General features: G+C 59.5%; 12 protein-coding genes. All 12 read left to right on the top strand.

Annotation, left to right across the window (positions count from 1 at the left end; genetic code table 11):
• Positions 1 to 120 precede the first annotated feature (120 nt).
• The 12 genes from V1T76_RS11565 (at position 121) to V1T76_RS11510 (ending at position 10,783) form a co-directional block, all read left to right on the top strand.
• Entirely contained in the window at positions 121 to 1,041 is a 921-nt protein-coding gene (locus tag V1T76_RS11565) for a branched-chain amino acid ABC transporter permease (RefSeq protein ID WP_330560806.1), read from the top strand.
• On the top strand, positions 1,038 to 2,021 hold the full coding sequence (locus V1T76_RS11560) for a branched-chain amino acid ABC transporter permease (RefSeq protein WP_330560805.1): 984 nt from the start codon (positions 1,038 to 1,040) through the stop codon (positions 2,019 to 2,021). The genes V1T76_RS11565 and V1T76_RS11560 overlap by 4 nt, the downstream gene beginning before the upstream one ends.
• Entirely contained in the window at positions 2,014 to 2,763 is a 750-nt protein-coding gene (locus V1T76_RS11555) for an ABC transporter ATP-binding protein (protein WP_330560804.1), read from the top strand. The genes V1T76_RS11560 and V1T76_RS11555 overlap by 8 nt, the downstream gene beginning before the upstream one ends.
• Positions 2,760 to 3,449, top strand: coding sequence for an ABC transporter ATP-binding protein (locus V1T76_RS11550; protein WP_330560803.1), 690 nt, complete (start codon positions 2,760 to 2,762; stop codon positions 3,447 to 3,449). The genes V1T76_RS11555 and V1T76_RS11550 overlap by 4 nt, the downstream gene beginning before the upstream one ends.
• Positions 3,450 to 3,452: 3 nt before the next feature.
• A complete protein-coding gene (locus tag V1T76_RS11545; RefSeq protein WP_330560802.1) occupies positions 3,453 to 3,854 on the top strand; it encodes an acyl-CoA thioesterase in 402 nt (133 codons plus the stop codon).
• A 99-nt stretch (positions 3,855 to 3,953) separates the two neighbouring features.
• Positions 3,954 to 4,349 (top strand): RidA family protein, encoded by a 396-nt coding sequence (locus tag V1T76_RS11540; RefSeq protein ID WP_330560801.1) that lies wholly within the window; start codon positions 3,954 to 3,956, stop codon positions 4,347 to 4,349.
• A gap of 393 nt (positions 4,350 to 4,742) precedes the next feature.
• On the top strand, positions 4,743 to 5,471 hold the full coding sequence (locus tag V1T76_RS11535; RefSeq protein WP_330560800.1) for a FadR/GntR family transcriptional regulator: 729 nt from the start codon (positions 4,743 to 4,745) through the stop codon (positions 5,469 to 5,471).
• A complete protein-coding gene (locus tag V1T76_RS11530) occupies positions 5,464 to 6,627 on the top strand; it encodes an aminotransferase class I/II-fold pyridoxal phosphate-dependent enzyme (protein WP_330560799.1) in 1,164 nt (387 codons plus the stop codon). Before V1T76_RS11535 ends, V1T76_RS11530 begins: the two co-directional genes overlap by 8 nt.
• Positions 6,628 to 6,671: 44 nt before the next feature.
• On the top strand, positions 6,672 to 7,928 hold the full coding sequence (locus V1T76_RS11525; RefSeq protein ID WP_330560798.1) for an ABC transporter substrate-binding protein: 1,257 nt from the start codon (positions 6,672 to 6,674) through the stop codon (positions 7,926 to 7,928).
• On the top strand, positions 7,925 to 8,857 hold the full coding sequence (locus tag V1T76_RS11520) for a carbohydrate ABC transporter permease (RefSeq protein WP_442970108.1): 933 nt from the start codon (positions 7,925 to 7,927) through the stop codon (positions 8,855 to 8,857). Before V1T76_RS11525 ends, V1T76_RS11520 begins: the two co-directional genes overlap by 4 nt.
• Positions 8,858 to 8,866: 9 nt before the next feature.
• On the top strand, positions 8,867 to 9,709 hold the full coding sequence (locus tag V1T76_RS11515) for a carbohydrate ABC transporter permease (RefSeq protein WP_330560797.1): 843 nt from the start codon (positions 8,867 to 8,869) through the stop codon (positions 9,707 to 9,709).
• Positions 9,710 to 9,721: 12 nt separating this feature from the next.
• A complete protein-coding gene (locus tag V1T76_RS11510; protein WP_330560796.1) occupies positions 9,722 to 10,783 on the top strand; it encodes an ABC transporter ATP-binding protein in 1,062 nt (353 codons plus the stop codon).
• The last annotated feature ends 399 nt before the right edge of the window (positions 10,784 to 11,182 follow it).

Here is an 11,182-nt window from a genome sequence, read left to right as displayed (position 1 = left end):
AAGATCGTCGGAACGGCCCTGTCCGATCATGGCGATGCCTATTCATCCGAGTGCAGCATGTAAGGTATTGACCCAAAAGCCGGTGCAGGAAGCTGCACCGGCAAACGGGGCGGGGTACTTATGTCACTTATATTGCTCATAGAGCAGGTTCTGAACGGCCTGCAATTCGGCATCATGCTGTTTCTGATGGCCGCCGGACTGACCTTGATCTTCGGCGTCATGGGGTTGATCAACCTTGCCCATGGTTCGCTTTACATGATCGGGGCTTTCTGTGCGGCGGCTGTTGCGGCTGCCACCGGATCGTTTCTGCTGGGCCTCGTGGCAGCACTTGCCGGTGCCGCCATCGCGGGCGCCCTGGTCGAACTGGTGGTCATTCGCCGGCTTTATACCAAGGACCATCTGGATCAGGTGCTGGCGACCTTCGCTCTCATCCTGATCTTTTCCGAAGGCACACGCTGGATCTTCGGTTCCTTTCCGCTGTTTCTGGATGTGCCGGAGTTCCTGTCGGGCCCGGTCACGCTGCCGGGCGGCATTGAATATCCGCTCTACCGTCTGGCACTGATCGTCGTTGGTCTTGCCGTTGCAATCGGTCTCTGGTTGCTGATTTCCAGAACGCGGCTCGGAGTGCAGATCAGGGCAGGGGAGAACGACCGCGAGATGATCGCAGCCCTCGGCATCGATATCGCCCGGCTCTACACCATCGTCTTCGCCCTTGGTGCAGCGCTGGCGGGGCTGGCCGGAGCGCTGGTCGGTGCCATCCAGTCGGTGCAGGTCGGCATGGGTGAACCGGTGCTGATCCTGGCCTTCGTCGTCATCGTCATCGGCGGTATCGGCTCCATCAAGGGAGCGCTTGTGGGCGCAATCCTCGTCGGGCTCACCGATACACTTGGCGGTATCTTCCTGCCGGAGCTCCTGAAGCTCTTTCTCGATCCGTCGACCGCCACCTCCGTTGGCTCCTCGCTCGCCTCCATGGCGATCTACATTCTCATGGCTGCGGTGCTGATCCTGCGTCCTGCCGGTCTGTTCGGAGCGCGCGCATGATCCGGGAACGCTATCTCAATGCGCTGACGCTGGCGCTCTTCGTCGCAATTCCCTTCTGGGCAATTACCGCCGATGAACCCTTCACCATTACCCTGATGACGCGGGCCGTTGTCTTTGCCATCGCGGCCGTCGGCCTCAACATCGCACTCGGCCTAGGCGGGCTCGTCAGTCTCGGCCATGCGGTCTTCTTCGGCCTGGGTGGCTACGCCATGGGCATTCTGGCTTACCACGCCCAGAACTACACCCCACTTACCGAATGGCCGTTCCTGATCGAAGGCACGAAATCCATGCCGGTGATCTGGCTTGTGGCGGTGGTTGTGTCCGCTCTTGCGGCACTGGTGATCGGAATCCTGTCTCTCAGGACGGCAGGGGTCTATTTCATCATGATCACTCTGGCCTTTGGCCAGATGTTCTTCTTCTTCGCCATTTCCTGGGCGGAATATGGCGGGGAGGATGGACTGTCGATCTACGTTCGCAACGGGTTTCCAGGTCTGAACACGCTGGATCCGATCCAGTTCTACGGGCTTTGCCTGGGGTTACTATGCCTTGTGCTGCTGTTTGCATGGCGGCTGTCGGGCTCTCCCTTCGGCCTTGCTCTCAATGCTGCCAGGCAGGTGCCCGTTCGCGTGGAAACCGCCGGTCTGGATCCGGTACGGCTCAAGCTTGTTGCCTTCGTCGTCTCCGGCGCCATCACCGGTCTTGCCGGAGCATTGTTTGCCGACCTGAACCGCTTCGTCAGTCCAACGATGTTCAGTTGGCAGACCAGCGGCGAGATCATGATCTTCATCATAATCGGCGGGGTCGGTCGCCTGTTCGGGCCTGTCATCGGTGCGTTGGTCTTCGTTGCGCTGGAACACTGGCTCGGAGCATTGAGCGACTTCTGGCACATCTATCTGGGCCTGTTGCTTCTGGTCATCGTGCTCTTTGGCAAGGGTGGGCTGATCGGCATGCTCTGCGGACGGGAGGCTGTTCATGACTGACGCTGTTCTGCAGACAAGCGGCATCTCCAAGAGCTTCGGTGCCTTGCGTGCCAGCCGTGACATTTCCATCGACCTGAAACCTGGAGAGATCCACGCGATCATCGGCCCCAACGGTGCCGGAAAGTCCACGCTGATCGGGCAGATCTGCGGGACACTGCGACCCGACGCCGGTTCGGTCCGCCTGCTCGGCAAGGACGTGACGCACCAGCCGACGCGGGCCCGGGCACGTGCTGGCCTGGGGCGAACGTTCCAGATTTCCTCGCTGGCCATGGAAGACACGGTTCTCCAGAACGTGCTGCTCGGCGCCCTGGGGGCCAGTGGCCGGCCCTGGCGGTTCTTCACCAACGTGGTCAAGGACACCTCCTTGCGCGAAACCGCTGAAGAGGCGCTTGACCGTGTCGGCCTGCTCGACCAGGCACGCATGCGCACGGCAGAACTCAGCCACGGACAGCGCCGCCAGCTGGAAGTTGCCGTCGCGCTGACACAAAAACCAAAGGCGCTCGTGATGGACGAACCCATGGCGGGCATGGGCTCCGAGGGCTCCAAACTGCTGACCGGTTTTCTCGATCAGCTCCGCCACGAGGCGCCGATCCTGCTCGTCGAACACGACATGGATGCGGTCTTCTCGCTGGCCGACCGCATAAGCGTGCTGGTTTATGGCGAAGTCATTGCCACCGGCACGGTTGACGAAATCCGTGCCAATGCTGCCGTTAAGGAAGCTTATCTGGGAGACGAAGCATGAGCGGTCTTCTGACACTGTCCAATGTGACGGCCTCCTACGGTGCCAGCCAGGCGCTGTTTGGCGTCGATCTGGAAATTGGCGAAGGTGAAGTGCTGGCTCTGCTCGGCCGCAATGGCATGGGCAAGTCGACCACGGTCAAATGCATCTGCCGGATGCTTGCCGCGCAAGGCTCGCTGATGTTCGACGGGCAAGATCTTTCACGCCTGCCAAGCCACAAGGCGGCCAGACTGGGCCTTGGTCTCGTGCCGGAAGGGCGGCGCTGTTTCGGGTCCCTGAGCGTTCAGGAAAACCTGATCGCGGCGGCCCGGCGCGGCGACTGGACCTTCGAGCGCGTCGTCGGCATGTTTCCACGGCTCGGCGAACGGCGCGGTCAGCGGGCGGGATCGCTCTCCGGCGGCGAGCAACAGATGCTCGCCATTGGCCGTGCTCTCATGACCAATCCGAAGCTCCTGATCCTGGACGAGGCGACCGAAGGTCTGGCTCCGGTCATCCGTCAGGAAATCTGGTCCGTGATCCGCCAGTTGAAAGCGGAAACGGGCCTTGCGATTCTCGTCATCGACAAGTCGATCAAGGAACTGCGCCAGGTGTGCGACCGGGCGACGATCCTGGAACGCGGCACGTCCGTCTGGACTGGCGGCATCGACGCGCTGACTGACGACATCACCACCAAATACATCGGGGTTTGAGGAATGTTCCGGTTCGAGCAACCCATCTTGTTCAAGCATTGCGATCCGGCGGGCATCGTTTTCTATCCCCGCTACTTCGAGATGATGAACGATTGCGTCGAAGCGTTTTTCGACAAGGTCGTCGAATGGCCCTTCAAGGACATTCACAAGGTGGGAGCCGTGCCGACCGCTGAAATCCGCACCCGTTTCTCGGCTCCCAGCCGGTTGGGCGACCATCTGGTCTTCAACCTGAAACTGACCAGGGTTGGCCGCACCAGCTGCGGCATGGAAATCTCTGCGGATTGCGAGGGCGAAGCGCGCTTTCAGACCGAGCTTACCCTCGTCAACGTGGATGGTGGCGGCAAGCCGCAAGCATGGCCGGAACAGGTCAAACAACGATTACTGGATCAGTCGGCGTTCGCCTGAAGGTGGACTGGTTCGCAGGCAGGAAACGATCAGCCTTGAGAGGGTCAATCCAGTCGGATTGATTTTTGCTGGTCCGGAAGACAAGGAAAGTCAGGATCGATGACGGTCAAAACTATTCAACCAGACGGCTGGGCCCCGGCAAAAGGCTATGCAAACGGCATGCTGACGGAGGGCAAGACGCTCCACATCGGCGGCCAGATTGGCTGGAACAAGGACCAGGTCTTCGAGAGCCATGACTTCGTCGGCCAGATGGAACAGACGCTCGCCAATATCGTGGCCATCGTCGAGGCCGCTGGCGGCGCTGTGACCGACATCGCCCGCCTGACGTGGTTCATTACCGACAAGCGCGAATACCTCGCGCGCCAGAGGGAAGTCGGCGAAGCCTATCGCCGGGTGATGGGTCGGCATTTCCCGGCCATGTCCGTCGTCGTCGTGGCCGGTCTCATCGAAGACGAAGCACTGATTGAAATCGAGGCGACCGCCCAGGTCGGCTGACCCTCAAAATATTCCTGATGGGTCAATAAGCAGCCCGGCACCTCGTGCCGGGCTTTTTGTTTTGATGGCGATAATGCAGAGCTGCGTCTTTCCGGCGGAAACGCGACGAAGATCTGGCATCGGAAGCAGAAACAATCGTGATCCAAGACTACGTCTCCACCTGGCTTTGCAACACCCTCTCCCGGCTCGTGCGTCGATCGGCCATTAGGGCAGAGCAAAGGTGAAGCTGGTCGGTTGGAGTTGTGGATAATCGGGAGAAGCAAAAATAAGCTATTGAAAACAAGGATTTGAGGATAAGGGAATATCGTCCAGAAATTATGTCTGACAAAGTATTTACAATGTCAGACAAAGTGCTAACGTTAGATCCGAAACAAGCAGGGGCGACATCTTTCCATGGCGGAAAATGCAGAACAGCCTAAACCGGAAACGGTAGCCGGATCGGCGCGAGAGCCGCTGGATGTGCCGCGTGCCCTGATCAGCCTGATCGAACAGGAAGGTCTCAAGGTCGGGGATCGACTGCCGCCGGAACTGGAGCTGGTGCGCCGTCTCGGCTTTGGCCGGTCGACCATTCGCGAGACGCTCAAGACCTGGGAAAGCATGGGTGTCGTCAGCCGCAACAAAGGCGCCGGCACACGGCTCATCGCGGAAATATCAACGAACACACTGCGTGTGGCCCTGACCATCAAACACGAGGCCGAGAGCCTCTTGCGCACGCAACAGGTTCGCCGGCCTCTGGAAATCGAGTCGGTGCGCATCGCAACGAGATCCGCAACGCCCGAGCAGCGGCGCATTATCAATGCCCGTGCGGCCGAACTGTTGGCGGTCTACGAGGCCGGTGAGGACTGGCGCCCTGCAGACCATCGATTTCACAACGCCATTCACGATGCGACCGGCAATCCCCTGTTCAGCCAGTTCATTGAACAGATCCAGAAAGCTTTTCACGACATTTACGATGCGCCTTTCGGCAAACCGCATCTCGGCCAGGACACCATTCCGCTGCACCGTCCGCTTGCCGACGCGATCATTGCCGGCGACGAGGACAAGGCTGCGGAACTGACCGGGACGATCATCGACATGGTCTGTGCCGAAACCCAGAAGATTTCAGAGGAACACGATGGCTGACACTATGCCGGGTGGATATTCGATCGAGACACTGCTGACGGCGGCTGCCGAGAGCGGAGGCGCAGTGGCCCCGCCAATCGTGCAGACGTCTCTCTTCACCTTCGAAAACTACCAGGCTTTCGAAGACCGGATGGCAGGCCGCTCAAGCGAGCCGCTCTACACCCGTGTACAAAACCCCACGGTGGCGGCTTTTGAAAAGCTGATGGCACAGGCGGAGGAGGGCGAGGCTGCCGTCGGTTTTGCCTCAGGCATGGCAGCTATTTCCTCAACCATTCTTGCCTTCGTCAAACCAGGCGACCGTATTGCCTGTATCGAACATGTCTATCCGGATGCCTACCGCCTGCTTGAGCGCATGTTGAGGCCTTTCGGCGTCGGCGTCAGCTATCACTCGGTCGAAGAGTTCCAGACAGATCCGGACCTGCTCAAGGGCGTGAAGCTCGCCTATCTGGAAAGTCCGACGTCCATTGTTTTCAAGACGCTTGATCTCGGACTCGTTGCCTCTCATGCAAAGAAGCACGGCACGATAACGGTGGTCGACAATTCCTGGGCAACGCCGCTGTTCCAGCGCCCGCTCACTCTCGGCATTGATATTGTGCTGCATTCGGCTTCCAAATACCTGTCCGGCCATTCCGACACCGTTGCCGGCGTTGTGGTCGCCAGCCGGAATCTCATCGACGCCATCCGGGATCTGACATTGCCCTTGCTCGGCGGCAAGCTGGCGCCTTTCGAGGCATTTCTGCTGACACGAGGCCTGCGCACGCTCGGGCCGCGGATGCGCCAGCATCAGGCAACCGCAAACCTGTTTGTCGACCGCTTGTCCAACCACCCGCATGTCAGCGTGGTGCATTCGCCCGGCCCGAACATCGTGCCCGGCCTGACCGGCCGCTCGGGTCTGTTGTCCGTTGCGCTGAACGACAACGTCGATATCCCGAACCTTGCCGATAGTTTGAAGCTGTTCCGCCTTGGGGTGAGCTGGGGTGGTTTTGAAAGCCTGATCCTGCCGACGCGGATCGGCCTCAACCAGGCGGGCGAGAAGAATTCAATGCAACGCTTTGGCGTCTCCGACCGGATCGTACGCCTCAGCCTGGGGTTGGAGGACCCCGACGATCTTTGGGCCGATTTCGATGCGGCCCTGAGCAAAAGCGCCCGGACATAAGACGGCGTATTTCAAACCAAACCTGAAAGAAGCGGAGTTGAACGATGAGGGGATTGATAGGAGCAATTAGCGCTTTGGCGTTTCTGGCCGGCTCGGCAGCGAGCGCGGAAACCCTGAAACTGGTGGAAGTGATCACCAGCCCGGAGCGCACGGAAGTGCTGCAGAAACAAGTGGATGCCTTCGAAGCTGCCAACCCGGGTACGGAAGTCGAAATCGTCTCTCTGCCCTGGGGCCAGGCCTTTGAAAAGCTGGCAACCATGGTTGCCGGTGGCGACATTCCGGATGTCGTTGAAATGCCGGATCGCTGGGCGGGCATCTACAAGGACCGGCTGGTTGACCTCAATGACAAGATCGCGAGCTGGGAATATGGCGGAACGCTGACCCAGAAGACCCTGGACATGGGCCGTCAGACCGACGGCAAGACCGCCCGGATGATCCCATACGGCTTCTATCTGCGCGCCATGTTCTACAACAAGAAGCTGCTGGCGGAAGCCGGTGTTGAAAATCCGCCGAGCACGATGGCGGAATTCATGGACGCGGCCAAGGCCGTGTCCGAGCTGGACGGAAAATACGGATACTGTCTGCGTGGCGGACCTGGTGGGCTCAACGGCTGGATCATGATGGCCGCCACCATGAACGGAGACAACACCTTCTTCGACGCGGACGGCAAGAGCACGCTCAACCAGCCGGGCTCCGTCGAAGGCATCCAGTTTCTGATCGACATGTACCAGAAGGGCTATGCCCCGAAGGATTCGGTGAGCTGGGGCTTCAACGAGATCGTGGCCGGCTTCTATTCGGGAACCTGCGCGTTCCTTGACCAGGACCCGGACGCGCTGATCGCGGTTGCCGAGCGTATGGCACCGGAAGACTTCGCGGTGGTGCCGATGCCTGTCGGTCCGGCCGGAAAGGCCTTTCCGACCATCGGTTTCGCCGGTTGGGCCATCTTCGACACGACCAGCAACGAAGATCTTTCGTGGAAGCTGATCTCGCATCTGTCCAGCCCGGAAGCCAACAAGGAGTGGGCAAAGCGCGTTGGCGTTATCCCGATCCACGAAGGCGCCGAGCAGGATCCGTACTTCAAGACCGAGCAGTTCAAAGGCTGGTTCGACACGCTGAACGGCGATCAGTACATCCCGACGGTGATGCCGACTTACCTTGAGCAGTTCGGTTACTTCGCGGATTCCATTGCTCTTGAATCCAGTCAGGAAGCCTTGCTCGGTGATCTCACCGCTCAGGAACTGGCCGATAAATGGGCGGAGTTCCTGACGGAAGAATATGGCCGCTGGAAAGCTGCGCAATGACCATGACCGACACTGTCGAGCCCGGGAAAAAATCCCGGGCTCGGCCCTCCTTTTACTTTCGCTATATGGTGGAGCCGTATCTCTACCTGACCCCGGCAATCGTACTGATTGCCCTGGTGATGCTGGTGCCGCTGGTGATCGGCATTTCCTACGCCTTTCAGGCCGTCAACCTGCTGCGCCCGTTCCAGTCGGGTTGGGTCGGTTTGGCCAATTTCGAAGCGTTGTGGTCGGACCGGAAGTTCTGGCTGGCGCTCACCAACACCTTCTGGTGGACACTCGGGTCGATTTTCTTCCAGTTCTTCCTGGGTCTTGGCCTTGCCATGCTTTTGAACACCCAGTTCCACGGCAAGCGCATCGTCCAGGCACTCGTGTTCCTGCCCTGGGCGGTCCCAACCTTCCTGTCGGCGCTCACCTGGGCCTGGCTCTTCAACCCGACCATCGGGCCGCTGCCGCACTGGCTGGCTGCGCTTGGTATCCTGTCCGAGCCGTTCAACATCCTGGGCGACAAGAACCTTGCCATGTGGGGGCCGGTGACCGCCAACGTCTGGTTCGGTATTCCGTTCTTTGCCATCACGCTGCTGGCGGCGCTGCAGTCCATTCCGGGCGAACTCTACGAGGCTGCGGAAATCGACGGCGCCACTGCCTGGCAGTCCTTCACCAAGATCACGTTGCCGTTCCTGGCGCCGATGATCGCAATCACCGTCATGTTGAGGACGATCTGGATCGCGAACTTCGCCGATCTCATCTTCGTCATGACCGGCGGCGGACCTGCAAACTCGACGCAGATCCTGTCGACCTACATTTTCACAACCGCCTTCCGGAAACTCGATTTCGGCTATGCCTCCGCAATCGCGGTCGCGCTCCTGGGTCTGCTGCTGATCTATGCAGCAATCCTGCTGGTGCTGCGCCGGAAACTGGTCAAGATCTGAGGTGCTTCCATGAGTGCCCTACGTAAAAGCTCGCCTCTGGCGGTCACGGGGAAATATCTGGCGCTCGGGTTTTACGTCGCCTTTGCGCTGTTTCCGCTCTACTGGCTCGTCAAAATCGCGATCACGCCGGACAAGCTTATCTTCACCGAAGGGACGGCTTTGTTTCCGAGCGAGTTCACCTTCGAGAATTTCCAGACCGTTCTGATCGCGACGGACTTCCTGTCCTACTTCAAGAACAGTGTGATCGTGTCCGTCGGCACTGCGGCCATCACCACGGCCATAGCTGCAGCTTCCGGATACGCCTTCTCGCGGTTCGCGTTCCGCGGCAAACGCGTGATCATCGCCTTGATGCTGATCACTCAGATGTTTCCGCTGCTGATGATCATTGCCCCGATCTACAAGATCGTTGCCGCAGTAGGGCTGCTGAACTCGCTCACCAGCCTGATCATTGTGTACACGGCCTTCAACATCCCCTTTGCCACCTTCCTGATGCAGTCTTTCTTCGACGGCATTCCGAAGGACCTGGAAGAGGCCGGCATGATCGACGGCTGCACCCGTTTCGAAGCGCTGAGAAAGATCATCCTGCCGCTGACGCTGCCGGGGCTGGGGGCGACACTTGGGTTCGTCTTCACCGCAGCGTGGAGCGAGCTGCTCTTCGCCCTCATGCTGATCAACTCCAACGACACGATGACCTTCCCGGTCGGCCTTCTGACGTTCGTTTCGAAGTTCTCTGTCGACTGGGGGCAGATGATGGCGGCCGGCGTCCTCGCCCTCGTGCCGTCCTGCCTGTTCTTCATCTTCATCCAGCGCTATCTGGTCCAGGGGCTCACCTCTGGCGCCGTCAAAGGGTAGGAGACCCGGATCATGGCTCGTATTGAACTCAGAAACATCGCCAAGGCCTATGGTTCCGTCGAGGTGATGCGCGATATCAACCTCACCATCGACGATGGCGAATTCATCGTGCTGGTTGGACCGTCCGGCTGTGGCAAGTCCACGCTGCTGCGCATGATCGCCGGGCTGGAGCCGATTACCGATGGCGATTTCACCGTCGACGGCAAACGCATGAACGAAGTGCCGCCTCGTGACCGAGACATGGCAATGGTGTTCCAGTCCTATGCGCTTTATCCGCATATGGATGTTGCCCGCAACATGGGCTTCTCGCTGGAAATCCGCAAAGCGGCCAACGAGGTGCGTGTGAGCAAGGTGCAGGAAGCTGCCAGGACACTTGGTCTGAGCAAGCTGACGGAACGGCTGCCGAAGCAGCTTTCTGGCGGCCAGCGTCAGCGCGTTGCCATGGGCCGGGCCATCGTGCGTGACCCCAGCGCTTTTCTGTTCGACGAACCGCTGTCCAACCTCGACGCGGCGCTGCGTGTCGAGATGCGCCTGGAGATCGCCCGGCTGCACCAGCGGCTGAAGGCGACGATGATCTATGTGACCCACGACCAGGTGGAAGCCCTGACGCTGGCCGACCGGATCGTGGTTCTGAATGCCGGCGACATCCAGCAGGTCGGTACGCCACTGGAGCTTTATGACACGCCGGCCAATAAGTTCGTAGCCCAGTTCATCGGCTCCCCGACAATGAACATCCTGGATATCGAACCGAAGGAAGGCCGGCTTTCGCTGAAGAACGGCGCGAGCCTTGGTCTCGGTCTGACAAACAGTCAGTCAGGCGCGCGGGAGTTGGGGGTCCGTCCGGAGCATCTCAACATCGTTGCCCCGGAAGAGGCCCATATTTCCGGAACCGCCGAACTGGTCGAACATCTTGGGTCCGACACCAATATTCACGCCAATGTGCCGGGTATCGGTCAGGTACTGGTGCGCGAACACGGTCATTTTGCGCTGAAATCCGGAGATCCGGTTGGGATCGCGCTCGATCTTGAAAAGGCCCACCTGTTCGATGCGGACGGCCGCCGCCTGGCTGCCTGACTGCAAGTCTGCCTGACGCGAGTCAGACAATTGATCAGCGTCGCCGGCATCGTGCAGGTGCCGGCACATGCAAAAGCTGAGCGAGCGTCTCGATCCGCATTTTCTTGCCTCGCCACTTATCAGGCTGTTTCCTTTTCAAGCGCAGCCAGGCCGCGAGCGATTGTCCGCATTGTAATTGCATTTGCAGGCCGGTCTTCCGTGCGGTTATTGCTGTTAAGCAGAAAAACGTATTGGTATCAGGTGTTTATGACGGGTAGGTGAGGCTGGGTTCCAGAGGTTGCTCGCCAGACAGCCGCGATATTCTGGTGGACAAGACAGTCGACACCTGGGCAGAGGCCGTTGATCAGGCCGGAAATGAGCCGGTCTTTTTCAAAAGACAGTCGCAGAGGGCGCTTTTGG

This window comes from Roseibium sp. FZY0029 (genome assembly GCF_036350355.1).
Classification (GTDB): domain Bacteria; phylum Pseudomonadota; class Alphaproteobacteria; order Rhizobiales; family Stappiaceae; genus Roseibium.
The sequence above is the reverse complement of the archived record's forward strand: the minus strand, read 5'-3'. Positions and strand labels throughout refer to the sequence as shown.

What these genes read in the sequence shown, in the direction of transcription:
- V1T76_RS11510 (WP_330560796.1), top strand. Translation starts at nt 9,722, where the DNA reads ATGGCTCGTATTGAACTCAGAAACATCGCCAAGGCCTATGGTTCCGTC.
- V1T76_RS11550 (WP_330560803.1), top strand. Translation starts at nt 2,760, where the DNA reads ATGAGCGGTCTTCTGACACTGTCCAATGTGACGGCCTCCTACGGTGCC.
- V1T76_RS11560 (WP_330560805.1), top strand. Translation starts at nt 1,038, where the DNA reads ATGATCCGGGAACGCTATCTCAATGCGCTGACGCTGGCGCTCTTCGTC.
- V1T76_RS11545 (WP_330560802.1), top strand. Translation starts at nt 3,453, where the DNA reads ATGTTCCGGTTCGAGCAACCCATCTTGTTCAAGCATTGCGATCCGGCG.
- V1T76_RS11520 (WP_442970108.1), top strand. Translation starts at nt 7,925, where the DNA reads ATGACCATGACCGACACTGTCGAGCCCGGGAAAAAATCCCGGGCTCGG.
- V1T76_RS11530 (WP_330560799.1), top strand. Translation starts at nt 5,464, where the DNA reads ATGGCTGACACTATGCCGGGTGGATATTCGATCGAGACACTGCTGACG.
- V1T76_RS11565 (WP_330560806.1), top strand. Translation starts at nt 121, where the DNA reads ATGTCACTTATATTGCTCATAGAGCAGGTTCTGAACGGCCTGCAATTC.
- V1T76_RS11555 (WP_330560804.1), top strand. Translation starts at nt 2,014, where the DNA reads ATGACTGACGCTGTTCTGCAGACAAGCGGCATCTCCAAGAGCTTCGGT.
- V1T76_RS11535 (WP_330560800.1), top strand. Translation starts at nt 4,743, where the DNA reads ATGGCGGAAAATGCAGAACAGCCTAAACCGGAAACGGTAGCCGGATCG.
- V1T76_RS11525 (WP_330560798.1), top strand. Translation starts at nt 6,672, where the DNA reads ATGAGGGGATTGATAGGAGCAATTAGCGCTTTGGCGTTTCTGGCCGGC.
- V1T76_RS11515 (WP_330560797.1), top strand. Translation starts at nt 8,867, where the DNA reads ATGAGTGCCCTACGTAAAAGCTCGCCTCTGGCGGTCACGGGGAAATAT.
- V1T76_RS11540 (WP_330560801.1), top strand. Translation starts at nt 3,954, where the DNA reads ATGACGGTCAAAACTATTCAACCAGACGGCTGGGCCCCGGCAAAAGGC.